This is a genomic window from Stenotrophomonas sp. RIT-551 (assembly GCF_026241915.1).
GTDB classification, from domain to species: Bacteria; Pseudomonadota; Gammaproteobacteria; order Xanthomonadales; family Xanthomonadaceae; genus Stenotrophomonas; species Stenotrophomonas bentonitica_A.
The window spans coordinates 1-24,003 of the sequence record NZ_JAPJIU010000024.1; the positions used below are offsets into that span (position 1 = coordinate 1).

Annotated in this window: 27 protein-coding genes; 13 read left to right on the plus strand and 14 right to left on the minus strand. The window is 68.6% G+C overall.

The window, feature by feature from the left end; translation table 11 throughout:
• Window positions 1-2,761: autotransporter serine protease (locus tag ORK51_RS17355; RefSeq protein ID WP_266086152.1), on the plus strand; the 2,761-nt coding region annotated here is incomplete at its 5' end.
• Window positions 2,762-2,838: 77 nt separating this feature from the next.
• Here the strand turns inward: ORK51_RS17355 and ORK51_RS17360 are convergent.
• Window positions 2,839-3,936, minus strand: a complete 1,098-nt coding sequence (locus ORK51_RS17360; RefSeq protein WP_026069816.1) for a Glu/Leu/Phe/Val dehydrogenase dimerization domain-containing protein — start codon at window positions 3,934-3,936, stop codon at window positions 2,839-2,841.
• Between the two features lie 288 nt (window positions 3,937-4,224).
• Between ORK51_RS17360 and ORK51_RS17365 the strand changes: the two genes are divergently transcribed.
• Complete coding sequence (locus tag ORK51_RS17365; RefSeq protein ID WP_266086154.1) at window positions 4,225-5,337, plus strand: HDOD domain-containing protein; 1,113 nt, start codon at window positions 4,225-4,227, stop codon at window positions 5,335-5,337.
• Window position 5,338: 1 nt separating this feature from the next.
• Here ORK51_RS17365 and ORK51_RS17370 read toward each other — a convergent pair whose 3' ends face one another.
• The 3 genes from ORK51_RS17370 to ORK51_RS17380 all read right to left on the minus strand — a co-directional run bounded on the left by ORK51_RS17370 (window position 5,339) and on the right by ORK51_RS17380 (window position 8,254).
• The gene (locus tag ORK51_RS17370; protein ID WP_266086156.1) at window positions 5,339-6,916 is read right to left on the minus strand and encodes a phospholipase D family protein; all 1,578 of its coding nucleotides are present in this window, start codon (window positions 6,914-6,916) and stop codon (window positions 5,339-5,341) included.
• A 48-nt stretch (window positions 6,917-6,964) separates the two neighbouring features.
• On the minus strand, window positions 6,965-7,675 hold the full coding sequence (locus tag ORK51_RS17375; RefSeq protein ID WP_019183424.1) for an rRNA pseudouridine synthase: 711 nt from the start codon (window positions 7,673-7,675) through the stop codon (window positions 6,965-6,967).
• Between the two features lie 81 nt (window positions 7,676-7,756).
• On the minus strand, window positions 7,757-8,254 hold the full coding sequence (locus tag ORK51_RS17380; RefSeq protein WP_070425651.1) for a M48 family metallopeptidase: 498 nt from the start codon (window positions 8,252-8,254) through the stop codon (window positions 7,757-7,759).
• A gap of 73 nt (window positions 8,255-8,327) precedes the next feature.
• Between ORK51_RS17380 and ORK51_RS17385 the strand changes: the two genes are divergently transcribed.
• Window positions 8,328-8,882 carry a DUF2058 domain-containing protein gene (locus ORK51_RS17385; protein WP_266086159.1) on the plus strand — a complete coding sequence of 185 codons (555 nt, stop codon included), beginning with the start codon at window positions 8,328-8,330 and terminating at the stop codon, window positions 8,880-8,882.
• Window positions 8,883-8,991: 109 nt separating this feature from the next.
• Window positions 8,992-9,258, plus strand: coding sequence for a DksA/TraR family C4-type zinc finger protein (locus ORK51_RS17390; RefSeq protein ID WP_266086161.1), 267 nt, complete (start codon window positions 8,992-8,994; stop codon window positions 9,256-9,258).
• A gap of 76 nt (window positions 9,259-9,334) precedes the next feature.
• On the opposite strand, the gene ORK51_RS17395 is transcribed toward ORK51_RS17390, so the two are convergent.
• Together ORK51_RS17395 and ORK51_RS17400 are read right to left on the minus strand one after the other, a co-directional pair.
• The gene (locus tag ORK51_RS17395; protein ID WP_019183420.1) at window positions 9,335-9,916 is read right to left on the minus strand and encodes a mechanosensitive ion channel family protein; all 582 of its coding nucleotides are present in this window, start codon (window positions 9,914-9,916) and stop codon (window positions 9,335-9,337) included.
• An 80-nt stretch (window positions 9,917-9,996) separates the two neighbouring features.
• The gene (locus ORK51_RS17400) at window positions 9,997-10,188 is read right to left on the minus strand and encodes a hypothetical protein (RefSeq protein WP_266086165.1); all 192 of its coding nucleotides are present in this window, start codon (window positions 10,186-10,188) and stop codon (window positions 9,997-9,999) included.
• 135 nt (window positions 10,189-10,323) lie between these two features.
• On the opposite strand from ORK51_RS17400, the gene ORK51_RS17405 reads away from it, so the two are divergent.
• Genes ORK51_RS17405 through ORK51_RS17415 form a run of 3 tightly spaced genes read left to right on the plus strand, consistent with a single transcriptional unit; the run spans window position 10,324 to window position 12,316 of the window.
• Window positions 10,324-10,908: an RNA polymerase sigma factor gene (locus ORK51_RS17405; RefSeq protein ID WP_019183418.1), complete on the plus strand. Its 585-nt coding sequence runs from the start codon at window positions 10,324-10,326 to the stop codon at window positions 10,906-10,908.
• Window positions 10,905-11,423, plus strand: coding sequence for a hypothetical protein (locus tag ORK51_RS17410; RefSeq protein ID WP_266086168.1), 519 nt, complete (start codon window positions 10,905-10,907; stop codon window positions 11,421-11,423). The genes ORK51_RS17405 and ORK51_RS17410 overlap by 4 nt, the downstream gene beginning before the upstream one ends.
• An 11-nt stretch (window positions 11,424-11,434) precedes the next feature.
• The gene (locus ORK51_RS17415) at window positions 11,435-12,316 is read left to right on the plus strand and encodes a DUF4097 family beta strand repeat-containing protein (protein WP_266086170.1); all 882 of its coding nucleotides are present in this window, start codon (window positions 11,435-11,437) and stop codon (window positions 12,314-12,316) included.
• A gap of 45 nt (window positions 12,317-12,361) precedes the next feature.
• Here ORK51_RS17415 and ORK51_RS17420 read toward each other — a convergent pair whose 3' ends face one another.
• The 3 genes from ORK51_RS17420 to ORK51_RS17430 all read right to left on the minus strand — a co-directional run bounded on the left by ORK51_RS17420 (window position 12,362) and on the right by ORK51_RS17430 (window position 14,525).
• The gene (locus ORK51_RS17420) at window positions 12,362-12,541 is read right to left on the minus strand and encodes a hypothetical protein (RefSeq protein ID WP_019183415.1); all 180 of its coding nucleotides are present in this window, start codon (window positions 12,539-12,541) and stop codon (window positions 12,362-12,364) included.
• 11 nt (window positions 12,542-12,552) lie between these two features.
• The gene (locus tag ORK51_RS17425; protein WP_080114834.1) at window positions 12,553-12,852 is read right to left on the minus strand and encodes a YkgJ family cysteine cluster protein; all 300 of its coding nucleotides are present in this window, start codon (window positions 12,850-12,852) and stop codon (window positions 12,553-12,555) included.
• A gap of 317 nt (window positions 12,853-13,169) precedes the next feature.
• Window positions 13,170-14,525, minus strand: a complete 1,356-nt coding sequence (locus ORK51_RS17430; RefSeq protein WP_070425645.1) for an Hsp70 family protein — start codon at window positions 14,523-14,525, stop codon at window positions 13,170-13,172.
• A gap of 119 nt (window positions 14,526-14,644) precedes the next feature.
• Here ORK51_RS17430 and ORK51_RS17435 point away from each other — a divergent pair, with 119 nt between their 5' ends.
• Window positions 14,645-14,980, plus strand: a complete 336-nt coding sequence (locus ORK51_RS17435; RefSeq protein ID WP_019183411.1) for a zinc ribbon domain-containing protein YjdM — start codon at window positions 14,645-14,647, stop codon at window positions 14,978-14,980.
• 6 nt (window positions 14,981-14,986) lie between these two features.
• Here the strand turns inward: ORK51_RS17435 and ORK51_RS17440 are convergent, their stop codons facing one another.
• On the minus strand, window positions 14,987-16,126 hold the full coding sequence (locus ORK51_RS17440; RefSeq protein ID WP_266086177.1) for a tetratricopeptide repeat protein: 1,140 nt from the start codon (window positions 16,124-16,126) through the stop codon (window positions 14,987-14,989).
• Between the two features lie 229 nt (window positions 16,127-16,355).
• Here ORK51_RS17440 and ORK51_RS17445 point away from each other — a divergent pair, with 229 nt between their 5' ends.
• The 4 genes from ORK51_RS17445 to ORK51_RS17460 all read left to right on the plus strand — a co-directional run bounded on the left by ORK51_RS17445 (window position 16,356) and on the right by ORK51_RS17460 (window position 19,288).
• Window positions 16,356-16,961, plus strand: a complete 606-nt coding sequence (locus tag ORK51_RS17445) for an HD domain-containing protein (RefSeq protein WP_070471019.1) — start codon at window positions 16,356-16,358, stop codon at window positions 16,959-16,961.
• A 60-nt stretch (window positions 16,962-17,021) separates the two neighbouring features.
• Window positions 17,022-17,201, plus strand: a complete 180-nt coding sequence (locus ORK51_RS17450) for an oxidoreductase-like domain-containing protein (RefSeq protein WP_037553198.1) — start codon at window positions 17,022-17,024, stop codon at window positions 17,199-17,201.
• 14 nt (window positions 17,202-17,215) lie between these two features.
• On the plus strand, window positions 17,216-17,863 hold the full coding sequence (locus ORK51_RS17455) for a DUF998 domain-containing protein (protein WP_429000699.1): 648 nt from the start codon (window positions 17,216-17,218) through the stop codon (window positions 17,861-17,863).
• A 78-nt stretch (window positions 17,864-17,941) separates the two neighbouring features.
• Complete coding sequence (locus ORK51_RS17460; RefSeq protein ID WP_070471014.1) at window positions 17,942-19,288, plus strand: virulence factor family protein; 1,347 nt, start codon at window positions 17,942-17,944, stop codon at window positions 19,286-19,288.
• Window positions 19,289-19,311: 23 nt separating this feature from the next.
• On the opposite strand, the gene mprF is transcribed toward ORK51_RS17460, so the two are convergent.
• A complete protein-coding gene (mprF, locus tag ORK51_RS17465) occupies window positions 19,312-21,876 on the minus strand; it encodes a bifunctional lysylphosphatidylglycerol flippase/synthetase MprF (RefSeq protein ID WP_070425640.1) in 2,565 nt (854 codons plus the stop codon).
• A gap of 195 nt (window positions 21,877-22,071) precedes the next feature.
• Between mprF and ORK51_RS17470 the strand changes: the two genes are divergently transcribed.
• The gene (locus tag ORK51_RS17470; protein ID WP_019183404.1) at window positions 22,072-22,419 is read left to right on the plus strand and encodes a RidA family protein; all 348 of its coding nucleotides are present in this window, start codon (window positions 22,072-22,074) and stop codon (window positions 22,417-22,419) included.
• 79 nt (window positions 22,420-22,498) lie between these two features.
• Here the strand turns inward: ORK51_RS17470 and rnfB are convergent, their stop codons facing one another.
• The 3 genes from rnfB to metG form a co-directional block, all read right to left on the minus strand.
• Window positions 22,499-22,921: an Rnf electron transport complex subunit RnfB gene (gene rnfB / locus ORK51_RS17475; protein ID WP_070471010.1), complete on the minus strand. Its 423-nt coding sequence runs from the start codon at window positions 22,919-22,921 to the stop codon at window positions 22,499-22,501.
• Between the two features lie 28 nt (window positions 22,922-22,949).
• Window positions 22,950-23,591 (minus strand): HAD-IB family phosphatase, encoded by a 642-nt coding sequence (locus ORK51_RS17480; RefSeq protein ID WP_266086183.1) that lies wholly within the window; start codon window positions 23,589-23,591, stop codon window positions 22,950-22,952.
• Between the two features lie 60 nt (window positions 23,592-23,651).
• A partial coding sequence (metG, locus tag ORK51_RS17485; protein ID WP_266086185.1) for a methionine--tRNA ligase subunit beta occupies window positions 23,652-24,003 on the minus strand: 352 nt, incomplete at its 5' end.

Genomic DNA, 24,003 nt, shown 5'->3' on the forward strand with positions numbered 1-24,003 from the left:
GCCTCCGCCTCCGGCCGTCGATGCACACCTGACGGTGATCAATGCGCGCGATGCGCAGTTCACCGGCAAGGGCATCCGCATCGGCGTTGTCGATTCCGGCGTAAGCCGCACCCATCCGGCGGTGTCCGGGCGGGTGGTGTCCAGCCGCGCCTACATCGATCCGCTGGTCAACAATCTCAACATCGATGACGTGGTCGGCCATGGCACGACGGTGGCCTCGCTGGCGGCGGGACGCGCGTTCGGCGCCTGGCCGGGCGGCGTCGCGCCGGAGGCGCTGATCGTCTCGGCACGGATCATCGCCGACAAGCGGCCTGCCGACGATGGCTCGGGCAATGGCAACGAAGTGACCGGCGCGCTCGGTCTGGCCGGCGTCCACCAGGATCTGATCACCGACGGTGTGCGGATCATGAACAATTCGTGGGGCGGGCTGTATTGGACCAACACGGCCGCCACCGCACCGATCGCCGCGGAGTATCGCCCGTTCATCGTTGGCCACAACGGCCTGGTGGTGTTCGCGACAGGCAACGAGAGCCGCGCCAATCCGTCCAGCATGGCCGCACTGCCCAGCCAGCCGGGCCCGGGCAATACCCGGCCGGCGGCGGATCTGGAGCGCGGGTGGCTTGCGGTGACCGCCGTGGACACCAACAAGCCCGATACCCTCGCGTCCTACGCCAATGCCTGTGGTGTGGCAGCCAATTACTGCCTGGCCGCGCCAGGCACGGCCGTCTTCCTCGATCCCAAGAACCCTGGCGGTCCGTTGCTGTACGGGTCTGGCACCTCTTACGCGGCGCCGCTGGTCTCCGGGGCCGCCGCGCTGGTCTGGGAAGCCTTCCCGACGTTGACCACGGACCAGGTCCGGCAGGTATTGCTGGGCACCGCGACCGACCTGGGCGCGGCCGGTACCGATGCGGTCTTCGGGCATGGCCTGCTCAACGTGGGTCGCGCCGTGCGCGGGCCGGGTCGGCTGGACTGGGGCGACTTCCATGCGGCGCTCGGCACCGCCTACACCGTCTGGTGGGGAGGCCTGTCGGGCGCGGGCGGGGTGGTCGTTGACGGCGGTGGCAACGTGGTCGACGGGATCGATGATCCGGGCATGACGCTCGGCGGGGAGAACCGCAATGCCGGGCAACTGCGCATCACCGGCGGGGCGACCGTAGCCATCAACGACCTGTATCAATCCGACATCGTGGTGGACGCCGACTCCTATCTTTACGCCTGGGATGTGATCACCAACGGGACGATCACCAACAACGGCGTCATGCAGATCAACTCCAACGCGAACCCGCGGATCGCCACGCAGTACAACGGCGATCTGTACAACAACGGCATCCTGTTCAACCGCGACCACGCCAACAGCACCCTCAACGGCAACTTCATCCAGAGCGCGACGGGTGAGTTCTGGATGTTGCTGGGCACCGATCCGCTCCACATCGGCGGCCGGGCGACGCTGGATGGCGGACTGTTCGTCTATGGGTTGGCGGAGGGCTACGTCGCACGGCGGGAGCATGAGGTGCTGGTGGCCGACGGGGGCGTCAACGGGCAGTTTTCCTCGCTGGGCTTCAATGCAGCCACGTTGCCACTGCTGCAGGCGACCGTGCACTACGATCCCAACCGCGTGTATCTGGACGTGGAGCCCACGTCGGTCACCACTGCTGCAGCGGCCCGCACGTCCGATGTCGGCACACTGGCCTCGGCCGCACGTGTGGAAGCGGCGTTCCAGGCGCTCGATGCGCGCCTGCAGCCGTCGGCACCCTCGACCGCGATCGTGCTGGATCCCGCCCTGACCGCAGCGGCGGGGGCGATCCAACAGACGCCCACCGACCAGGCGTTGAGCCAGACGCTGGACAGCCTGTCCGGCAAGGCGCATGGGCTGGCCGCTGCGATGACGTTCGATGCGATCGACATGAACCGTCGCGGTCTGTCGGCGCGTCTGGATGCAGCGATGGCCACGCCCCGTCTGCGCGGCGCATGGCACAGCGCGCTGGGCGAGGCGGGGCAGGGCAGCTTCGCCGGCACGGGGGCGCAGACCCAAGGCTGGATGATGGGTCAGGATCTGGCCCTGGGCAGCAGCGGCATGATGGGCGTCGCCTTCGGCGAGACGCGCAGCAACAGCAGTCGTGACTGGGGCGGTGACCGTGGCCGCGATCGTCAGTCGCAGGCGCAGGTATATGCCGGCTGGAATGTCGGCAACGGCTATGCCATCGGCCAGGTCGGGGTCGGTCAGTTCACCCGCAACATCGACCGGCAACTGCTGCTGGGCGCTGGGCAGTACGGCGTCAACGCGCGTTACGGCGGCCACTTCAGCACCGCCAGCATGGAGTCCGGCTACCGCTTCGGCTCGGCGGTGGCGGGGCTGACGCCCTACCTGGGCGCGGAATACGCCCGCGTGGACAGCGACAGCTTCAGCGAGGACGGCGGCTTTGGCTTCGGCCTGCGCGCCGAAGGCAACGTTGCCAGCCGCAGCCAGGCGCTGGCCGGCCTGCGGGCGGAGACGCGCTGGGGCAGCTGGTCGCTGCGCGGTTACGCGGAGTGGCAGCAACTGCTGTCCAGCACCGGGCTGGATCCGCAGGCGAGCTTCGTCGGCGTGGAGGCCTGGGCACCGTTGGCAGGCCTGCAGCCGGCCCGCTCGGGCGGCTTGTTCGGGCTCTCGGTGGAGTCGTGGCTGAGCCGCAGCAGTCGCCTGGCGTTCGGCTATGACCAGCGCTTCGGCCCGCGCGGCGATCTGCGCCAGGTGCAGCTGCGCTACTCGGCCGGGTTCTGACGGCCGGTCTCACTGCGAGGTGTATGAAAAAAGAGGGCGCGATCGATGATCGCGCCCTCTTCGTTTGTCACGCCGGCTCAGTTGCCGCGCAGCGTGCCCCGCCGCGGCGTGCTGCGCCCCAGCGGCATTTTCAGCTTGCCGATGGAGAGGATGCGCGACTCGGCGATCTGGTCGGCGGCGCGTTGCGGGGCGATGCCCTCGCTCTGCGACAGCGCGAAGATGCGGCCGAGGTTGTGGTAGATGCTGCGGATCAGGCGCATCGCGCGCTCACGGTTGTAGCCGTCGATCTCCAGCGAAACGTTCATCACGCCACCGGCGTTGACCGCGTAATCCGGTGCATAGAGGATGCCGCGGGCATGCAGTTCGTCACCCACTTCCAGGCTGGAGAGCTGGTTGTTGGCCGTGCCGCAGACGATCCTGCACTTCAGGCGCGGCAACGTGTCCGGATTGATCGCGCCTTCCAGCGCGCACGGCGCGAAGATGTCGGCGTTGACGTCGTAGATGTCCTCCGGCTTGACCGCTTCGGCACCGTACTCGGTGACGGCGCGATCCACGCGCGCGCTGTCCAGGTCGCTGACGTACAACTTGGCACCACGGTCGCGCAGCAGCTTCACCAGTTCCATGCCGATGTGCCCCAGGCCCTGCACCGCGATGCTGGCCTTGCCCACTTCCTCATGGCCCAGCTTGTGCTGCATCGCCGCCATCAGCGCCTGCAGCGCGCCATAGGCGGTGAACGGGGCCGGGTCGCCGGAGCCGCCATGTACCTGGTGCACGCCGGTGACGTACTCGCTTTCCAGGTAGATGTTCTCCATGTCGTTGACATCGGTGCCCACGTCCTCGGCGGTGATGTAGCGGCCGCCCAGCGAATCGACATAGCGGCCGAACGCGCGGAACAGCACTTCGCTCTTGTCCCGCTTCGGATCGCCGATGATCACCGCCTTGCCGCCGCCCACGTTGAGCCCGGCCAGGGCGTTCTTGTAGGTCATGGTGCGGCTCAGGCGCAGCGCATCGGCCAGGGCCTCGTCGGTGCTGGCGTAGGGACGCATGCGCACACCGCCCAGGGCCGGGCCCAGGGTGGTGTTGTGGATGGCGATGATCGCCCTCAGACCGGCATCGCGGCTGTGGCAGAACACCACTTGTTCGTGACCGGTGGTTTCGAGGGTTTCAAATAACATGGTGGCTCCGATGGTGCGAACGGTGGCGAACAGCGGCGAACGCGCCAGCAAAAGGTGGGTTGTAAAACAAAAAAAGCGACGTCGTCGGGTCTCGGACGGGTCGCGCGGCGCCATTCTAGTCCATTCCGATGGAGGGTGCTGTCAGGGGATCTCCCGTCGCGCCGTCATTAAAGTTGCTGAAGCGCAGGCCGATGCCGTGGCAACGGTGTGGATGGCCGGTCATCGCAGGAAGGATCACGTGGGCGCAGTCGCAACAGGGCAGGTGCGGGACCCGGTGCATCCGGGGCGATGGGCATGAGCGTCGCGATCTGGGTGGGGGTTGCGGTGCTGGTGCTGCTGGGTGGGGTCGCGCTGCTCCTCCAGCGGCGTGTCGCGCCGGTACCCGCGACGGGGCGCGCAGCCGCCACGCAGGCGTGCGGAGCGTTGCCCGCAGGCAGCGTTCCGCCAGGCACCGACCCCGTGGCGGTGCTGCAGGCCGGGCTGCACACGCTGGCGCTGGTGCCCCGCAGTGGCGATGCTGCCGATGCAGCGGCCCCGCACGCGCTTGAGCTGCGCGATGCGGTCACCGCCTCGCTGCTGGCGCGGGACTGGTCGGCCCGCCACCTGCCTCGCCGCCCACAACTGCTGCCGCAGCTGATCCAGACCGTCAACGACAGCGACGCCTCGGCGCGCGCGATGGCCGGGATCATCAGCCAGGACCCGGTGCTGACCGGCAACCTGCTGCGCATCGCCAACAGCCCGGTCTACCGGGTACAGACACGCCCGGTGGAAACGCTGCAGCGGGCCGTCACCCTGGTAGGGACCGATGGCATCCGCCAGATCATCAGCGCGGTGCTGGTGCAGCCGGTGATGCAGCTGCAGTGCGATGCCTTTCCGCAGTTCAGCGCGGTGATCTGGGAGCACGCGCTGCTGGCATCGCGCGCCGCCGCTGATCACGCGCGCACGGTGACCCACGAAGATGGCTTCGCCGCGCAGTGGCTTGGTCTGACCCAGGGCCTGGGGGCGGCGCTGGTGATGCGGCACCTGCTCGATGCCTGCGCCGAGCAGGGCGTGGCGGTGCCGCCGCGCACGCTGGCGGCCGAACTGCTGGACAGCTGGACCCTGCCGGTGGCCAGCCGGATCGCCGCCGCATGGGAGCTGCCCAAGGCCGTGCACGATGCCTTGATCCGCCAGAGCGGCAGTGGGCTGGCGGCCAGCCTGCGCCTGGCGCGCGCGGCGGCCGCGGCCAGCCTGCTGTGCCGCCACGGCCAGATCGGCCAGGCCCAGGCGCTGGCCCTGCTGGAACAGCTGGACGACACGCCGCCGCACGCGCTGCAGTGGATCTGGCGGCGGGTCCACGGCCGGGCGGTGGAGACCGTGGACTGTGACGAGGCCGAGTACGACGTGGCCCGGGCGGGCTGAGCTAGAGCTGCGATTCCAGTGGCAGCCAGCTGATCGCACGCGCGCTGGCACGCAGCCAGAAACCGGCGTCCGGTTCGCGGTACAGCCAGTGCGGCGGCTGTGCATCGCGTTCCAGCCAGCGCACGTCGCCCTCCGGGCCCAGGGCCACCCAGTAACTCTGGCTCGGGCTGGCCAGGCGCAGATACTCCTGGCGCAGTTGCGCGGCAAGCACCGGATCGTTGAACAACACGCCCATCTCGGTGTTGAGGTACGCCGAGCGCGGATCCAGGTTGAACGAGCCGACGAAGCCACGCTGGTCATCGATCATGAACGCCTTGGTGTGCAGGCTGGCCCCGCTGCTGCCGAACAGGCCACCGCCATCCACGTTGCCGCGTGATTTGAGCTCGTACAGCTGCACGCCACTGCGCAGCAGCGGCGCACGGTAGTGCATGTAGCCGCTGTGCACGGCGGCCACGTCGTTGGCCGCCAGCGAGTTGGTGATTACCCCGACCTGGGCACCGCGCGCGACCATTGCGCCCAGCCCTTCGGTGCCGTCCTCGCCCGGGACGAAGTAGGGCGAGATCAACAGCGCCTTGTGCCGCGTGCTTTCCAGTTCCTCCACCAGCCGCGTCACCAGCCAGCCGGCCTGGTCGTCGCGGCGGTGCTTCATCGGCGGGTCCGAGGCGATCTCCACCTCGCCGCTCCAGTGCAGGTCCAGTGCATCGCGGTAGTACGAGCGCTGCGCCTGCGAGCGCGCGACCCTCTCCAGGTAGGGCTTGGCACTGTCCAGCCGCGCTTCGTGCTCGCTTTCGCGGATCAGCAGGCGCAGCTGCGGCTCGGTGTAGAACGCCAGCGCGCGGATCGGCACGGCGGTGTCGCTGTTCCAGTAGTCGTCGAAAATGGTGTTGGCCTGCTTCACCGCTTCGCCGGCCACCAGCAGGTCCAGGTCGCGGAAGTTCACGTCCTGCCGCGCGCTGAAATATTCCTCGCCGATGTTGCGGCCACCGACGATCGCCACGCGCCCGTCGGCGATCCACGACTTGTTGTGCATGCGGTGGTTGACGCTGAAAACGCGCTGGACCATCTCGACCAGCCGCCACAGCCCGCTGCGGTTGCGGAACGGGTTGTACAGGCGGATTTCGATGTTGGGGTGCGCATCGAGCGCCATCATCAGCGCGTCCTTGTCCTGGGCATTCATGTCATCGAGCAGGATGCGCACCCGCACGCCGCGCTCGGCGGCGCGGTACAGCTCGTTGGCCATCAGGTGGCCGATCAGGTCGTCCTGCCAGATGTAGTACTGCAGGTCCAGGCTGCGCCCGGCGTGCTGGGTGATCACCGCGCGCGCGGCGTAGGCATCGAGCCCATCGGAGAGGAAGGCCACGCCGGTCTGGCCGGGATGCTCGGCCTGCAGGCGGACCAGCTCGCGATCGATCGCGGTCTGGTCGGCCTGCGTGGGCAGCACCGTGGAGCGCTCGCCGAGCGCCTGCGGGGTGAGGTGATCGGCCAGCAGCAGGCCACTGAGCACCAGCAGCACCAGCAAGGCCACGATGATCCCCAGCCAGCGCAGCAGCCGGCGCCAGAACGGTCGTTTCTCGGTCATGCCCCGATCGTAAGCGGCAGGGGCGTGCAGGGCGAGTGCCGGGACGGTCTAGAAACGCTCGTCCGGCGCCAGGTAACGCCACTGGCCCGGCACCAGCTTGCCCATCGCCACGCGGCCAATGCGCAGGCGGCGGATGCTGACGACCTCCAGCCCGACCTGGCGGCACATGTCGCGCAGCTGGCCCGGATGCACCGGCTTGATCGCAAAGCGCAGGCGCGTTTCGTTCTGCCAGCTCACCTTGCACGGCGGCAGCGGCCAGTTGCGGAAGCTCAGGCCATGCGCGAGCCGCTTCATGCCGTAAGGCGCCAGCTCGCCACTCACTTCCACCAGGTACTCCTGCTCCAGCGTCGCGCCGCGGTCCTTCAGGTGCGAGATCACGCGCCCGTCCTGGCTGACCACGACCAGGCCGCTTTCGTCATCGGACAGCGGCATCACCAGCTGCAGGGCGTGGAAATGTCGCTGCAGCAGGGTCACCCCGGTGGCGTCGAGCTCACTGCGGCTTTCCGGTGTCACCAGCGCACACAGTTCGTCCGAACGCATGCCGGCCGGCTTGTGCAGCAGCATGCTCACGGTCTCGGTGCGGGTTGCCTCGGCGTTCTCGCGCAGCACGATCACTTCGTCGGTGACCAGGGTCTGCGGCTGTTCCACCACCTGGCCGTTGACGGTCACCCAGCCGCCCTCGATATAGCGCTGGGCGTCGCCACGGGAGCAGCCGATCAGGCTGGTCAGGCGTTTGTCGAGTCGGATCGGGTCGGTCATCGGGCAGGCAACATAAAACGGGAAGCGGGCGGGGAGTGTACTGGCTGGGGCCCGGTGCTGCGCGATGATGGCCGCTGCGGCTCAGGCCGGCGTGCGTTCCAGGTGGGTCAGGTACAGGCGCAGATCGAACTCCAGCTGGTGGTAATCCGCTTCCATGTGGGTACACAGCTGGTAGAACGCCTTGTTGTGGTCCGATTCCTTCAGGTGGGCCAGTTCGTGCACCACGATCATCTTCAGGAACGGCGCCGGCGCCTCGCGGAACACCGTGGCGATGCGGATCTCCCGGCTGGCCTTGAGCTTGCTGCCCTGTACCCGTGAGACGGTGGTGTGGGTGCCCAGGGCATGCTTGAGCACCTGCAGCCTGCTGTCGTAGATCACCTTGGACAACGGCGCGGACTGGCGCAGATAGCGCTCTTTCAGGCCCTGGGTGTAGTCGTAGAGCTGGCGGTCGTTGCGCACGGTGTGCAGCTGCGCATAGCGGCGCTCCAGCCACGGCCCCAGCCGGTCGCCCGCGATCAGCTCGCGCACCTGCTGCTGCAGGGCGTCGGGATAGCCGGCGAGGTACTTCAGGGCGGTCATGCGGGCGGTTGGGGCGGGGCGGGCAGACCAGTATGATGGCCCCCGGAATCCCGCAACAACAGATGCTAGGTGTATGGCGAAGGCAAATCCCCTGCAGGAGCAGCTGCTCAAGGCTGGGCTGGTCAAGAAATCCCAGGTCTCCCAGGCCGCCCGTGAACAGGTGAAAGCCCGCCACGGCAAGGCCCCGGTCGCGCCCAGCGAAAGCCAGCGCGAGGCCGAGCGCCTGCGTGCGGAGAAAGCCGAGCGTGATCGCGCGCTGGAAGCCGAGCGCAAGGCCAAGGCGCACGCGCAGGAGCTGCAGGCCCAGGTCCGCCAGATCATCGAGGCGCACAAGGTCAAGCGCGAGGGCGAGAGTGAATACCGCTTCAACGACGGCACCGTGATCCGCACCCTGCTGGTCAACAACGTGCTGCGCCGGCAACTGGCCTCGGGCAGCCTGGTGATCGCCCGCCACGGCGAGAGCTTCGAGCTGCTGCCCCGCGCCGCGGCCGAGAAGGTCCGCGAGCGCGATGCGAGCGTGATCGTGCTCGACAACAGCCAGCCCGCCGGCAGCGAGCCGAGCACCGGCAACGCCGAGGATGATGCGTACTACGCCCAGTTCCAGGTGCCCGACGACCTGGTCTGGTAAGCGCTGCCTGAAGCGTTCACCCGGCGCCGTGCGCGTTCAGCCCCACGTCGGCTGGCCGCGTCGGGCCGGGTCTATGCTGGTGTCCTGACACCGGCATGGGAGATACATCATGGCGACAGGTTGGGCAGGCGACGGCGCCGTCCAGGATCAGATCGACGCCACTGTCGATGACGCCATCCAGCGGGCCCGCGCACAGCTTCGCGACGGCCCCGGGCTGACCCACTGCGAACACTGCGAGATGCCCATTCCCGAGGCGCGGCGCAAGGCCGTGCCCGGTGTGCGCCTGTGCGTGCGCTGCCAGGAAGAAGAAGACGCCGCCCAGCACGAAGGCACCGGGTACAACCGCCGCGGCAGCAAGGACAGCCAGCTTCGGTAGGTGCCGACCGTTGGTCGGCACGCAATAACGCATACCGACCAACGGTCGGTATCTACAACCGGCGTGGCACGCGCCCTCAACCGTCCCCCTGGATCCCGCCCGGTGCCTGCGACGGATCCCGCCAGCGGCGCACGGTGCGCTGGAAGAACATGTTGTTGGGCATCTGCAGCACCGTCCCTTCGTGCCCGCTGCCGGTTTCCTGCAGCGTGGTGTAGATCAGGTTGATGTCGATCACCCGGCCCTTGAGCCCGGGCTTCTCGCCGTTTTCCAGCAGCTCGATGTAATCGTGCAGGCGGAACGGGCGCGTGGTGAAGATCAGCAGCGTGCAGAAAATGTTGGACAACACGCTCCAGGCGGCGAAGAACGCCACCGCGCCCACCGCAGCGAAGCCGGTGAACGCCGTCCAAAGTACCGTCGCCGAAACGCCCACGATGTTGAGCACGATCAGCAGTACGGTGAAATACACCACGAAGGTGAACACCCGGCGCGCGCCCATGATCATTTCCGGCGGCAGTGTGTAGTGGTCGCCGACCCGGCGGATCAGGCGCCGGGCGACCAGCCGCAGCAGCCAGGCCACCAGCAGCGTCACCAGGATCTGCAGGGCAGGGACCCCGTAGTGCAGCCATTCGTGGGTCCAGGCGGGCAGATGGTCTTTCATGGGGGCGGAATTCCTTTGCAGCGATAGTGCCGATCCCACCATGGTAATGCCGATGCGCGTCACCGCATCGTGGTATCGGCTTACTGCAGCGGCCTGCCATACAGATCCAATGCAGCAATCATCGCCGAGGCGCACAGCGGCGCGTTCTGCGCGTATTGCACACACACATCGGGTGCTGCGGGCGCCAACGACAGCTGTATCTGCAGCGGGCTCCACGGCAGCGTGCAGCTGGTGGCCAGTGAGAGCAGCACGGCCAGGCAACTGGAAGACATGGGGATACTCCTTGGCGAGCGCCGGTAGTGACATGGGATTGGATGCCGCTGCCACCGGAAAGGTTTAAAGGCCGCGCAGAAAAAGAAATCCAGCGGCGGCTTAAACCTTTTCCGTGCCCCCCGCATCCAACGGATATGCTCGACACCACCATGTCCCCTTCCAGCGCCCCGACCGAGGCCGACGCCGCCGATGACCACGCCCTGGTGCGTGCCGCGGCGGCCGGTGACGTCACCGCGTACGAGCGCATCTACCGGCGGCATTCGCCGCGCGTGTACGCCGTACTGTGGCGGCTGTGCGGCGGCCACGCGGCCCGTGCCGAGGATGCGCTGCAGGAGGCCTTCCTGCAGGCATGGCGCGCCCTGCCGGGGTTCCGCTTCGAAAGCAGCCTGGGCACCTGGCTGCACCGCCTGGGCGTGAACGCGGCACTGATGGAACTGCGCGCCAACGCCACCGGCGATGCGCGCGATGCCGGCGAGGAGGGCTGGGAGTCGCTGGCGACGCTGCCGGCCCAGGACCGCTGCGCCGGTACCTCCATGGACCTGGAGCGCGCGCTGGAAACACTGCCGCCCCGTGCCCGGGCAGTGCTGGTCCTGCACGACATAGAAGGCTGGAAACACCAGGAAATCGCCGACCAGCTGCAGATGGCGGTCGGCAGTTCCAAAGCACAGTTGCACCGTGCGCGTGGCCTGCTGCGCGCGCGCCTAGGAGAAACCGCATGAGCCCCCATGATTCCGATGACAACGCACTGAGCGCACGGCTGCGCGCCCTGCCGGCCGAGCGTCTCCCGCCGGCACGGGTGTGGCAGGGCATCGCCGCACAGTTGCCGGCGCAGACCCCGGCCCCGGCCCCGGCGGCTGCCGTGGCAACGCTGTCGACACGCCGCCGGCGGGAGCGCTGGCCGCTGCGCATCGGGCTCGGCCTGGCCGCCGCGCTGGCGCTGCTGATGGTGGTGCCGACGCCGGTCCCGCATACGCCGGCGCCCTCGTTGCTGCAGCGCCAGGCCGACGCCATGGCCGGTGAATACCAGCAGGCCATCGCCGCCTTGCCCAGCGACGGTGTCACCGAGGAGTGGCGCCCGGCCCTGCACGAACTCGATGCCAGTGCGGTCAACATCCGCGCCGCCATCGCTGAAAACCCCCGCTCGGGCTATCTGCTCGGGCAACTGCAGCGCACCTACGCGCTGCGCCTGCAACTCACCCAGCAGGCGGTGTTTTCCGCCGGCCTGCCCACCTGAAGGAGATCCCCATGCGTAGTCCTCTGTCCCTGATCGCGGCCCTGGCGCTGTGCCTGCCGCTGGTCGCCCAGGCCGCCACCAGCGTCAATGAGCGCCATCCACTGGGCGCCGGCGGGCGCGTGGAAATCAGCAACATCGCCGGCAAGGTCACCGTGCGTGGCTGGGATCGCAACGACGTGGCACTGACCGGTTCGATGGCCGACGGGCTCACCCTCAAGCAGGACAGGAGCAGCAACCGCGTGCGCTGGGAAGTGGAGTATCCGCGCGGCCGCAGCAACGGTGGGGCCACGCTGGAGCTGCGCGTTCCGCGCGCGGTGGAAGTGCAGCTGGGCACCGTCAGCGCCGACATCGACGTGGCCGACATCGACGTGCGTCGCCTGCAGGCCAACAGTGTCAGCGGCAGCATCATCGCGGCCGGGCGCAGCGGAGAAACCACCTTGAACACGGTCAGTGGCGGCATCCGCTCGCAGGTGCAGACCCCGCGGCTGGACGCGCGCACGGTCAGTGGCCAGTTGCTGGCGGGCGGCGGTGCCTCGGGCGAGGTGGCGGCCGAATCGGTCTCCGGCCGGGTCAACGTCACTGCCGGGCGGATCCAGCGGCTGGCGGTGGAAACCGTCTCGGGCAGCCTGGACGTGAGCGCGACCGGCATGGCGCCGGGCGGCAAGGTGACGATGCAGACGGTCAGCGGATCGGTCGCGCTGAAGCTGCCGGTCAATGTCTCGGCGCAGCTGAACGTCAGGACGTTCAGTGGGGGTATCCAGTCCGATGCCGGGCAGGTGGAGAAGCCGCGCTATGGCCCGGGCAGCAGCCTGGATGCGCGTCTGGGCTCGGGCGATGGGGATATTTCGATCAACTCCCATTCCGGGAGCGTGCGGGTCAGCCTGGGCCGCTGAGTGCGGCCACCGCACCGGCCGATGCCGGTGCGGTCGGCAGCAACGTCAGCCGGCTTTTTTCAGCGCCAGGGTATTGCCCAGCACTTCGATCTTGCCGCCACCTTTACGGAAGGCAGCCAGATCCGCAGCGATGCTCTGGCTGCTGACGGCGGAGTTGGACCCTTGCTTGCGGTCGACGCGAACGGTGTTGCTTGCCTTGGGGGAGGTCTTTGGCGTACGAGCCATGGATGCTCCTGCTATGGATGAAGCGTGGAAGAAAACGTCGACAGATCCTGCTGTTGTCGACGGTAGTCCTGCCGCACGAGGCGGCAATCATCGCCGCCCATGTCGAACTGGCGGCAGATCGCGGGTCGCTGCGAGTAGATCGTGCAGCGCAGGTGATACGGGTCGATCGCGGCGCACCAGCCTTCTTCGTTGCGTGCCATCACCGTGCCGCCACGCGCATCGGTGTCCAGCAGGTAGCCGGGCACGTTGTCGTCAGGCATGACGGTGACGGTGAGCCGACAACACACCGCATCGCAACGACGGCAGTCGATGGGGTCGGGCTCGGACGATGTAAGGAGTGCAGCCAGGCGTTCGCCCAATCTGAAGATCTCTTGGCGGCTCGGGGTGCAGCAGGCTGTGAACGAGCCGGATCACAGCGATGAGCGATCCCGGCACCGCGGACGAATCCGGACGGTGGCAGCATCGAAGAGGACGGTGGCCTGGGAGGCCCGGAAGATGGTGCTTGTTGCGTCAAGCGCATTGCGCTTTGAAGCCGAAAGATGATAGCGCTTCCGGCGTAACGTTTTGTTAATAAGGCCGTTCACGCCTCTTCAGGCCTTGTGCGACAAGGCCTGGTGCAAAAAAAGAGTCAGTTGGCGGCGGCCAGCGCCAGCCCGTGGACCACACCGAAGGACGGATTGCCGCGGACCAGGGTCGAGCCCGGGAAGGCATTGGCGACGGCCTGCTGCAGGTAGCCGGCGCGCGACATGCCCCCGGTCAGGAACACCGCTGCCGGGTCGTGGCCGATATCGCTGCGGACCTGCTCGAGCAGGGCGGTCAGTTCGCCGAGATAGCCGCCAGCGGCGGTTTCCAGACGCGAGGCATCGATCTGCACCTGCAGGCCGCGTTCGATGAACCCAAGCGCGCTGTCGTGACTGGACACACCGCTCAGGGCGATCTTGCAGCGTTCGACCTCGCGGTACAGGCGCGCGGTGTTGCCGGTGTCCTGCAGGGCAGTCAGGCGCGGGCCGAACGGCGCGTCCACATCGCGGTAGGTGTGCTGGCGGAAATCGCGCTGGCGGGTCATGTCCTGCACCATCGCCGCTTCCACGTAGTGATGCGCGGGCACGCGGGTGATGCCGCGGCCGAACAGCGGCATGTAGCCGCCCAGGCTCAGCGCCAGGTCGATATCGGTACCGCCGCGGGCGATACCCCAGGCACGGTGGATGGTCGGGGCCTGGCCACCGCCCACCCGGGCATGCGCGATATCGGTGGTACCACCGCCGATGTCCACCACCACCGCGTCGTGTTCCTGCGGGCTTTCGGCGTGGTAATGCATGGCCGCGGCCGCGGGCTCTTCGAGGAAATCGATGCTGTCAAAGCCGGCGGCGATCGCCGCGCCGTGCAGGATCTCCAGCGCCTGGGCGTTGCCGGCCTCGCCGATGGAACTGCGGAACTGGACCGGACGGCCCAGCGTGGCAGTGCGGATCGGGGTGTCCAGCTGGCGCGAGGCGGTCAGGCGGATGTGCTCGAGGATGTGCGTGGCGATGCCGGCGATGGTCTGGCGCGCGCGCGGGTGCAGGTTGTAGCCGAGCATCGATTTCGGGCTCTGCACCAGGTTGCCTTCGTTCTCTTCGAAGTAGGCCTCCAGCGCGTCATCGCCGTAGACGGCGTTCTGCAGCAGGGTGGTGGAGCTGAGCGGGGCCCGCATCTGCTCTTCCATCCACTGCCGGCGCACCACGCGCAGGGCCTCCCGGCGCAGTGCATCAGGCGCGCGTTCCTGGCCGGCGGCGCGGGCATCGCGCGCGGCCGCGTCGACCAGCCGGGCCAGATCGTGCTCCAGCGCCGGGGTCAGTTCGAAGTCGTTCGGGTCGCGCATCACCTCGGGGAAATACACCGTGGTGCGGAACTGTTCGGCCTGGCCGAACTGGATCGGCACCACCTTGCCGTCGATCACCACGGCGGCGGCGGAGTTGCTGGTGCCAAAGTCGATGCCGAGTTTCATGCGGTGGGCCGGGCCGGTGGTCAGGGGGCGCGCACTTTGCGGCAACGGGACCGCCGACGCAAGGGCAGGCGGTAACGGGCGGTTACACTAGTGGCCGTTTCGTTACCGAAGAGCTGTCGATGTCCGCCATTCCCGCCTGCCCGCAGTGCACCCTGGAAAACACCTATGCCGATGGCGCGCTGTTCATCTGCGCGGACTGCGGCCACGAGTGGGCCGCCGGTGACGGCGGCGGCGAGGCCCTGGTGGTACGCGACAGCAACGGAAACGTGCTGGCCGCCGGTGACACGGTCACCGTGATCAAGGACCTGAAGGTCAAGGGCTCCTCGATCCCGCTCAAACAGGGCACGGTGATCCGCAACATCCGCCTGGTCGAGGACGACGCCGAGCACATCGAGGGCAACTCGGAAAAGATCAAGGGCCTGGTCCTGAAGACCTGCTTCCTCAAGAAGGCCTGAGCCGGCTCAGTTGGCGTTGGTGCCGCGCTGGCGCCAACGCTGCAGGCTGTCCAGCTTGGCCTGGTAGCGGGACCTGAGCGCATCGCCGCTCTCCCCGGCCAGGTCCCGCGCGCGCTGCATTTCGATCGAGGCCCGGCGTGCATCGCCGGCCAGGAAATAGCTCCGGGCCAGCGCGAAGTGGAACGGATGCGCCGTCTCGTACAGATGGACCGCCCGGCGGTAGAAACGCACGGCTGCTGCATAGTCCCGGCGCTGCTCGGCCTGGGCGCCGAACATGTACTGGGCGAACGGATCGCTGCGCTGCACACGCGCCAGCCGGCTCGCCAGCAGCCCCGCCTGGCGGGTGTCGCCCATGCGGCGGTACAGGGCGCTGGCGTTGCTCAGGCTGGCGCCATGCCGCGGCTGCAGGCGCAGCGCGGTTTCATAGTCCCTGCGGGCCTGGTCCAGGTTGCCGATGCGTGCATCGAGGACGCCGAGGTTGTTCCAGGCCGCCACGAAGTCCGGTGCCATGCCGAGGGCTGCGCTGAAGTAGGCGCGGGCCGTATCGATATCGCCGGCGGTCATGTGGTCCGCGCCGCGGTTGTTGTAGAAATGGGCCAGCGTGCGCTGCCGGTTGATGCGCTGCGGGCCGAGGTGGTCGTAGAGCACGTTGTGGTCCAGATCGACGGTGCCGTTGCGCCCGTCCAGCACGATGCCCGCGTTGACGTGGCCCACGCTGTAGATCACCCCGGAAGCCTGGTACCAGCTCACCACCTGCGCCACTTCCTGGACATGCGCGTCGATGCCGGCCAGGTTGGCCAGGGTGACGAACAGCAGCGTAAAGGACAGGCAGTTGGCACGCCCCGTCTGCCAGGTTTCGGTGATCGTGTAGGTCGCCTCCGGGTCGTAGGCCAGGTGCAGCCCCTGTGCGTCGAAGATCATCTCCACCAGCCGCTGCAGGCGGCGCTCGCGCGAGTAGCCGGGATCGATGACCCGTTCGTGCAGCAGCGCCAGCAGCGGCGCGGGCACCTCCAGGATCTGCGCGGGCGTGGGTGGGGCGGCCGCGCTTGGCCCGGCGGTGGTCACAACGGGCGCGGGGTCGGCTGCCCAGGCCGGTGCGGCGGCCAGGGCCATGCACATCATCAGCAGGAATCTGCACGCGGTCATCGCCGTCACCTCGCAGGGCGCTGGGGTCCGTCGGGTCCAGTCTAGGCGCGTTGATGGGCCCTGGCATGCCGTTCATCGGCTGTCCGCGCCATCCACAGAGGATGTGGACCAGCGGTCGACAAACGTGTGGATAACCGCGCGCACCGCCTGCACGGCAACGGTTCTGGGAAGGTGGTCAAAAAACCACCGCCCGGCTTGCCAGCGTCGCGGCGACGGCCAATCATGGTGCATGCGCTTCGAACCGATCCCCCTGCCTGCCGGGCAGCGTGCCGAGCTGGAAACCGCCTACGCCCTGCCGCCGCGGGCGTACCACAACTGGTCGCACGTGCAGGCCGTCCTGCAGCACTGCAGCACCGTCGCCGAGGCCGGCCCGGGCTGGACCCGGCCGCGCGAGGTGCAGTTGGCCGCGTTGTACCACGATGCCATCTACGAGGCGGGACGGGGCGACAACGAAGCCCGTTCGGCGGCGCTGGCGCGCGAGGCGATCGCGCGCTGGTTGCCGGCGGCCGGGATCGATGCGGGCCGGGTGGTCGAGCTGATCGAACTGACCGCCCGCCACAGCAAGCTCGCGCCCGGCGATGTCGACCCCGAAGCGGCGCTGTTCCTGGATTGCGACATGGCCATTCTCGGGGCGCCGGCGGCAGTGTTCGACGCCTACGACCGCGGTATCGCCGAGGAATACGCCGGACACGTGCCGGGCTTTGTGTTCCGGCTCAACCGGCGGCGCTTTCTCAAGCAGGTGCTGGGGCAGCCGCGGATCTTCCTGAGCGACTTCTTCCACCAGCGGCTGGATGCGGCCGCGCGCGACAACCTGCGCCGGCGGGTCGGGCGCTGAAGCCCCGGCGCGAAGCATGCCCGTTACACTGTGTGCGCTGTTTTTCCTCCCTGTGTGGCCATGCCTGTGTCCGTTCCAGCCTCCGATCCGCGTCCGCAGCCGCCGGAAGAACCCGGCCCCAACGAGTGCTGCGGCAGCGGCTGCCCGCTGTGCGTGCTGGATCTGTACAGCGATGAGCTGCAGCGTTACCGCGCTGCCCTGGCTGCATGGAAACAGCGCCACCCCGAGGCCACCGACTGACCCCAGGAGCCGCGATGTCGCTGCCGCTGCCACGCCCCTCCCGCTGGCCCGCCCAGCATCATGGACGCGTCGCCATGGCGACCCTGGTGGCGCTGGCGCTGTTCGTCGCCACCGCGCTGTGGACGCAATGGGCACGCGATGATCTGGACTGGGTGCAGGCCACCCTGAGCCTGTACCTGCATGGCCCCTGGGGACTGGCCCTGCGCACCGCCTATTGCGTGCTGGCGCTGGCGATCATGCTGCTGGCGGTCTCGCTGCATGCCAACAGTCGTTCGCCGCGCCGCAGTGCGGCGGCGCCGCTGCTGTTCTGGGTCGCCGCGCTGGGCCTGATGGGGGTGGCGATCGGCGACAGCTGGCTGCCCGAGCGCGCGCCGCTGCTGGCGCCGCTGGTGCACGGGCTGTCGGCCAATACCGCGTTCCTGTGCGTGAGCGTGGCGATGCTGCTGCAGAGCTGGTATCTGCGCGCCGACCCGCGCTGGCGCGATTGGGCCGCTCCGGCCTGGTGGTGGGCCTGGTTGTGCTTCGCACTGCTGTGGCTGCACGTGCTGTGGCGGGGCCCGCCCCGCGGCGCGGGACAGAAGCTGGTGATCGCAGTGGTGGTGGTGTGGCTGGTGTCGGTGGCCTGGCAGCTGTGGCGCCAGGTGCGCCGTGAGCCGCGCTGAGCGTCCGGCCACGGTCTGTACATGCCCTTGGCCGGGCAGGGGCGTATCGTTGGCACTCTATCCATGGGATGCGCGACGATGCGGCGAGCCGGTTTGGGGGTGATGCTGGGACTGGTGATGGCAGGGATGACGGGGGCGGCGCTGGCCGCGCCACCGCAGCAGCTCAGCCATGGTCGTTTCGAGAACGTGCCTGTCCATCTGCCCGACGGCCACCCGCAACGGGTGGTGGTGTGGTTCGACGGCGCGGCCGGCCGCGCCGACAGCCAGCAGCGGATCGACGCACTGCGTTCCGAGGGCGCGCTGGTCGCCCAGGTCGATGTCGCGCATCTGCGCCAGGTGCTGGCCCGCGAGAACAGCGGTGACTGCGCGTTCGGTGCGGGCGACGTCGAGAATTTCTCGCGCTGGTTCCAAGCCTATCTGCACGTGCCCGGCTACCACCTGCCGCTGATCGGCGGCGATGGTGAGGGGGCGGCGCTGGCCTACGCGGTGGCCGCCCAGGCCGACACCCAGGTGTTCGCCGGGCTGATCACCACGGGGTTCTGCCCGTCCGGCGTGCGCGAGCGCAAGGTCTGCGGGGCCGGCAGCAGCCATGGCCGCCTGCAGCCGACCGAGCTGAATTTCCCGTGGTTGAACGCGGCCGGCGATGTGCATTGCCCGGCGGGCGAGTCGGCGGCGTTCGTGCGCAAGGTCGGCATGGGGCGCCAGTTCGAGCGCACCGCGCAGGGCGACGCATTGCCCGGGCTGTTGGCGGCGGCCAAGGTGATCGGCGCCCAGAAGGGCGTCAGCCTGGCGCCGCCGCCGGATGACCTCAACGGCCTGCCGGTGGTCGATGTGCCGACCACCAAAGCCGGTGACACCTTCGCCATTTTTGTCTCGGGCGATGGTGGCTGGGCGGGGCTGGACAAGGAAGTGGCCGCGTCGCTGAGCGAGGCCGGCGTGCCGGTGGTCGGCGTGGATTCACTGCGTTACTTCTGGACCGCGCGCACGCCGGAAGGGTTCGCCCGCGACCTGGAGCGCATCGCCACTCACTACAGCCGCCAGTGGCAGCGCCGCAACGTGGTGCTGGTCGGTTTCTCGCAGGGCGCCGACGTGTTGCCCGCGGCGATCAACCAGCTGTCACCGGCAACGCGGGAGGCGGTCTCGATGATCGCGCTGCTGTCGGTCGGCAAGAACGCCGATTATGAGTTCCATGTCAGCAACTGGCTCGGCGGCGGTGGCGATGGCCTGCCGATCGCGCCGGAAGTGGCCCGGCTGCCCGCCGGGAAGACACTGTGCGTGTATGGGGAAGAGGATCGCGATGCACTGTGTCCGTCGCTGCCTGCAGCGGGCAACGCGCAGATCATCAAGCTGCCCGGCGATCATCATTTCAAAGGTGACTACGATCGCCTCGCCGATACCATCGTGCAGCATCTGCCGGCGCGCTGAGCGCCGGCAGTCCCGGTGCGGCCTCAATCGTGCCGGCGCGGATCCAGGGAGATCAGCCGGGTCGCATCGAGCAGGGCGGCGGGCAGGTGCACGCCGCCAGGCGCGGCCAGGTAACGGGCGCGCCAGACCGGGGCGAACTTCGATTTGAAGCGGCGCAGGCCGCTGAAGCCGTAGAAGCGCTCACCGTGCCGCGCGACCACGTTGGCGAAACGGTTCCAGCGCCCGGCCAGGCGATGCTGGGCGAGCCCGGACAGCGGCGCCATGCCCAGCGAGAAGCGGTGGAAGCCCTGCGCGCGGCCCCACAGAAACAGCTCGATGAACAGGAAATCCATGGTGCCCTTGGGCGCATCGTCGACATGCCGCATCAGGTCGACCGACAGTTCATTGCCGGCCGGCGCCTGCCATAGATTGGCGAAGGCCACGATGCGGCCCTCGGCCTCGACCAGCGCCACCGGGAAGCGGGACAGGTAGGCCGGGTCGAAGCTGCCCAGGGAGAAGCCCTTTTCATCACCGGCCTTGTCGTCCAGCCATTGCTGGGAGACGACCGACAGGGCCGGCAGCAGGGCCGGTACTTCCTCGGGAGGCGCGACGCGGAAGCTCAACCCACCGCGCTTGCCGCGGTTCCAGGCCTGGCGCAGATCGGCGCGATCGCGGCCTTCCAGGGTGAAGTCCTGCAGCGGGACCATCGCCTCTTCGCCGAGTTTGACCAGGGTCAGGCCGAGATCGAGGTAGGTCTGCCAATGCGCTTCGCCCACCTGGTAGAACACCGGGCGCAGGCCGAGCCGGTCGGCTTCCTCGCGGAAGCGCCAGATCAGCGCACGCACCACCTCCGGCGGGCCGACCGGATCGCCCATCGCGATCAGCGAGCCGCCGTAGCGCTGCATCATCACGAAGCCGCGTTGCGCCTCGTCGCGCAGCACGGCCTTGTCCGCGGTGAGTACCAGGCAGGCCTGGGTGTCCTCGGCGGCGGCGAGGATCGGGGCGAGTGCGTCCAGCGTGGCGGCATCGGCGGCCGGCAGCGGGCTGCGCGTACTGTGCAGCAACCGCGCCAGGCCGAAGATGGTCAGCGCGATCGCCACCAGCAACAGCGCCCGCAATGCACGCGGCGCGTTGCCCTGCAGCGCGAACTGCCACCACAGCTCGTTCTGGTATTCGACGTGGCTGTAGACGAAGAACAGCAGCCAGATCACCGCCACCAGCACCAGCCCGAGGTTGCGGATCCACGGCCACGACCAGGCCTCATCCAGCAGCGCGCCCTGGCGGTAGAACTCACGGCGCGAGGCCCACAGCGCGGCAGCCACCAGCAGCGCCGACAGCGCGATCAATACCTGCCCGCCGCGCAGCCAGATCGGCAGCGGGGACAGCACGCAGATGCCGAGTGCCAGCATCCACGCGGCATGGCTGCGCCGCTGCAGGCCCTGACCGATCAACAAAAGCGCGACACCGGCCAGACTGCCCAGCAGATGCGAGGTTTCCAGGATGGGCAGCGACGCGGTGATCAGGTGCCGACGAGGGGTCGGCAGGGTGCCGTCGATCACCAGCGCGGCGCCGACGCTGAACACCGCCAGCGCGATGATCTGCGGCAGCCACGGGCGCAGGGCGGTCCAGCCGACCCGGGTCGCACCGGCACCGGCGCGCAGCGGGCGACGCAGCGCGGGCGCCACCGCCAGCACCGTGGCCAGCAGAAGCGGCAGCACGTAGTAGGTCACGCGGTAGATCAATGCCGCCGCCAGCACCGCAGCGGGGGCAACCTGTGGCAACAGCTTCAACAGGCTCCACTCGAATACGCCCAGGCCGGCCGGCACGCTGGAGATCAGGCCGGCCAGCACCGCGACCAGGTACAGACCGACGAAACCGGGCAGCCCGGTCGGCGTATCCATCGGCAGCAGCACATAGAAGGCTGCGCTGGCCAGCACCAGTTCGACCACGCTCAGGGCCGTGACGCCGAGCATCGTGCGGCGATCCGGCAGCCACAACGCATGCCCGCGAATCCGGAAACTGCGGCCCTCGCGCCCCACCAGCAGCACCGTGCCGGCATAGGCCAGCAGGCCAAGGACGCCGATCACACGCACCGCCTGCACCGGGATCGGCAACGCCAGCGCGGCCGCGCCGGGCTCAAGCACGAAGGCCAGCGCCAGCAGCAGCCAGGCGCCGAACATGAAGCCCAGCGTGCTCATCAACACCACCTGGCCGATCTCGCCGAGCGTCAGCCCCGCGCGACCATAGCCACGCAGGCGCACCGCACCGCCGGTGAGCGCGGCAAAGCCCAGCGTCTGCCCCAGCGTATGGGCGAGGAAGGCGGTGATGCCGACCCGCGCCGGATGCAGGCGTTTGCCGCTGCGGCGCAGGCCGATCGCATCGAAGCCGATCAGGCAGGCGTAGCTGGCCAGGCCGAGCAGCACGGTCAATGCGATCTGGCCGGCGCCGAGGTGACGGAACGCCTCGCGGATCGCGCGGTAACCGTGTTCGTCGAATTCGTTGGCCAGCCCGCGCAGGGCCAGGGCCAGGATCACCAGCGGGATGACGACGGTTGCGGCGCGACGCCAGGGGGCGCGGGCCGGCGTGGGAGCAGGGGCGGTGTCGGTCATCGGTACAGCGTGCTCCGGGATGGGCGATGAAAGAGTCAACGGCGGGCGTGCCTGCCGGGTCCGGCAAATCGTGCGCCTGATGCCGACGCTTGCCAAGCGGCGGCGCTGTGCGTGCTGTGGCTGCTTTGCGCACCGGCCCCGGCAGGCGCACGCTGCATCGGTGACAATGCGGTTTCATCCAGAGGAGCAAACGCCATGTTGGAACGTTTCGACGTAGGTCCGCGCATGTCCGAAATGACGGTGCACAACAAGGTCGCGTATCTGTCCGGGCAGATCCCCGAAGACACCAGCCAGGACATCACCGGGCAGACCCGTCAGGTGCTGGAAGAGATCGACAAGCTGCTGGCACTGGTGGCCAGTGACAAGCAGCACATCCTGCGCGCGGAAATCTTCCTGGCCGACATCGGCGATTTCGCCGGCATGAATGCCGCGTGGGATGAGTGGGTGGTGGCAGGCATGACCCCGGCGCGTGCGACCGTGGAAGCCAAGCTGGCCGACCCGAGCTGGAAAGTGGAGATCGTGGTGACGGCGGCCTTGCCGTAACCGTGCCGTGAAGCAGGGGCGCCATGGAGATCGACGCATCGCCATGCGCCCCGCTGTCGCGAGCAGGGCCACAGCCGGCCTACCGCGTTACGCTGACCAGTGCGATGCAGTCCACCGGGCACGGCGGGATGCACAGTTCGCAGCCGGTGCACAGATCGGCGATGACGGTGTGCATGTACTTGGCACCGCCGACGATCGCATCGACCGGACACGCCTGGATGCACTTGGTGCAGCCGATGCAGTCCGCTTCGATCACCACCGCGACCTGCGGTGCCTTGTGTTCGCCGCGCGAGCGGTCGAACGGCAGCGCGATCACCCCCAGCACATCCGCCAACGCGCGTGCGCCGGCATCGCCGCCTGGCGGGCAATGATCGACGCCCGCCTCGCCGCGTGCCATCGCCTCGGCATACGGGCGGCAGCCGTCGTAGCCGCATTGCCCGCATTGGGTCTGTGGCAACAGCCGGTCAAGGCGTTCGGTGAGGGTGTCGATGGGAAGACTCATGGCGTGGCGGTGGCTGCGCGGTGGGGCATCAGGCCCGGCTGTCCCGGGCGGGTGGGGCACTGGCCGGCGCCGTCCGGCGCGGCTTCATGGGTTTGCCGCGGTACCAGCGTTCGTGGGCGAGGGCGAGCATCGGGCGGTCCTCGCTGCTGTCGCCGTAGGCATGGATACGCAGATAGCGCGGAAGGTCGAAGCGACGGCGGATCTGCGCTGCCTTGTGCGGAGCACAGTCGCCCTGGGCATAGCGCCCGGTGAGGCGCCCGTCGCGGCTCTCCAGCCGGTTGCAGATCAGCTCCAGCCCCATCGCCTCGCACCACGGGCGCAGGTACAGGTCCAGCGAGCCGGACACGATCACCACCGTGTGCTGCTGCTTGAGGTGCCACTGGATCTGCTCGAGCATCTCCGGCCGCATCACACCTGGCAGCACGTCACGCGCGTAGCCGGCGGCCTGCGCGGTGATGTCCTCCAGATGGCGATCGGTGAAGGTCAGGCGGGTGACGCGGCGGCGGAGCCGTTCGGCCGAGATCAGCTTCAGGCGATAGGCCAGCAGCCACGGGCCCACTTTCCACCAGGCCTGCGCGAGCTGTTCGGGGGTGGCCACACGGCGCAGGAAACGCCCGTAGGTATCGCAGGTGGTGACCGTGTGGTCGAAATCGAACAGCGCCAGTTCCAACCCACACCTCCAGGCAGAAAAGCGTGGCAGGGCGACCGGGTGGCCGCCCTGCCGTCGCGGTCAGCGGACCGGCATGCCCGGCAGCGCGGCGCTGTCGGCGTCCAGCAGGGCGAGTGCGCCGCCGTCGAAACCGGCCGACAGGATCATGCCTTCGCTCAGGCCGAAGCGCATCTTGCGCGGGGCCAGGTTGGCGATGAACACCACGCTGCGGCCGACCAGCTGCTCCGGCTCGCCGTAGCTGGCGCGGATGCCGGAGAAGATCTGGCGCTTGCCCAGGTCACCGGCGTCGAGTTCGAAGCGCAGCAGCTTGTCCGAGCCTTCCACGAACTCGCAGACCAGCACCTTGCCGATACGCAGATCCAGCTTGGCGAAGTCGTCGATGCCGATGTAGGCCGGCGCGGCCTCGCCATCG

What these genes read in the sequence shown, in the direction of transcription:
- ORK51_RS17410 (WP_266086168.1), top strand. Translation starts at nt 10,905, where the DNA reads ATGAGCCCCCATGATTCCGATGACAACGCACTGAGCGCACGGCTGCGC.
- ORK51_RS17405 (WP_019183418.1), top strand. Translation starts at nt 10,324, where the DNA reads ATGCTCGACACCACCATGTCCCCTTCCAGCGCCCCGACCGAGGCCGAC.
- ORK51_RS17370 (WP_266086156.1), bottom strand. Translation starts at nt 6,916, where the DNA reads ATGACCGAGAAACGACCGTTCTGGCGCCGGCTGCTGCGCTGGCTGGGG.
- mprF (WP_070425640.1), bottom strand. Translation starts at nt 21,876, where the DNA reads ATGACCGACACCGCCCCTGCTCCCACGCCGGCCCGCGCCCCCTGGCGT.
- ORK51_RS17385 (WP_266086159.1), top strand. Translation starts at nt 8,328, where the DNA reads ATGGCGAAGGCAAATCCCCTGCAGGAGCAGCTGCTCAAGGCTGGGCTG.
- ORK51_RS17420 (WP_019183415.1), bottom strand. Translation starts at nt 12,541, where the DNA reads ATGGCTCGTACGCCAAAGACCTCCCCCAAGGCAAGCAACACCGTTCGC.
- ORK51_RS17430 (WP_070425645.1), bottom strand. Translation starts at nt 14,525, where the DNA reads ATGAAACTCGGCATCGACTTTGGCACCAGCAACTCCGCCGCCGCCGTG.
- ORK51_RS17360 (WP_026069816.1), bottom strand. Translation starts at nt 3,936, where the DNA reads ATGTTATTTGAAACCCTCGAAACCACCGGTCACGAACAAGTGGTGTTC.
- ORK51_RS17375 (WP_019183424.1), bottom strand. Translation starts at nt 7,675, where the DNA reads ATGACCGACCCGATCCGACTCGACAAACGCCTGACCAGCCTGATCGGC.
- ORK51_RS17415 (WP_266086170.1), top strand. Translation starts at nt 11,435, where the DNA reads ATGCGTAGTCCTCTGTCCCTGATCGCGGCCCTGGCGCTGTGCCTGCCG.
- ORK51_RS17380 (WP_070425651.1), bottom strand. Translation starts at nt 8,254, where the DNA reads ATGACCGCCCTGAAGTACCTCGCCGGCTATCCCGACGCCCTGCAGCAG.
- ORK51_RS17455 (WP_429000699.1), top strand. Translation starts at nt 17,216, where the DNA reads ATGTCGCTGCCGCTGCCACGCCCCTCCCGCTGGCCCGCCCAGCATCAT.
- ORK51_RS17435 (WP_019183411.1), top strand. Translation starts at nt 14,645, where the DNA reads ATGTCCGCCATTCCCGCCTGCCCGCAGTGCACCCTGGAAAACACCTAT.
- ORK51_RS17445 (WP_070471019.1), top strand. Translation starts at nt 16,356, where the DNA reads ATGCGCTTCGAACCGATCCCCCTGCCTGCCGGGCAGCGTGCCGAGCTG.
- ORK51_RS17395 (WP_019183420.1), bottom strand. Translation starts at nt 9,916, where the DNA reads ATGAAAGACCATCTGCCCGCCTGGACCCACGAATGGCTGCACTACGGG.
- ORK51_RS17470 (WP_019183404.1), top strand. Translation starts at nt 22,072, where the DNA reads ATGTTGGAACGTTTCGACGTAGGTCCGCGCATGTCCGAAATGACGGTG.
- ORK51_RS17460 (WP_070471014.1), top strand. Translation starts at nt 17,942, where the DNA reads ATGCGGCGAGCCGGTTTGGGGGTGATGCTGGGACTGGTGATGGCAGGG.
- ORK51_RS17400 (WP_266086165.1), bottom strand. Translation starts at nt 10,188, where the DNA reads ATGTCTTCCAGTTGCCTGGCCGTGCTGCTCTCACTGGCCACCAGCTGC.
- ORK51_RS17390 (WP_266086161.1), top strand. Translation starts at nt 8,992, where the DNA reads ATGGCGACAGGTTGGGCAGGCGACGGCGCCGTCCAGGATCAGATCGAC.
- ORK51_RS17450 (WP_037553198.1), top strand. Translation starts at nt 17,022, where the DNA reads ATGCCTGTGTCCGTTCCAGCCTCCGATCCGCGTCCGCAGCCGCCGGAA.
- ORK51_RS17440 (WP_266086177.1), bottom strand. Translation starts at nt 16,126, where the DNA reads ATGACCGCGTGCAGATTCCTGCTGATGATGTGCATGGCCCTGGCCGCC.
- ORK51_RS17365 (WP_266086154.1), top strand. Translation starts at nt 4,225, where the DNA reads ATGGGCATGAGCGTCGCGATCTGGGTGGGGGTTGCGGTGCTGGTGCTG.
- rnfB (WP_070471010.1), bottom strand. Translation starts at nt 22,921, where the DNA reads ATGAGTCTTCCCATCGACACCCTCACCGAACGCCTTGACCGGCTGTTG.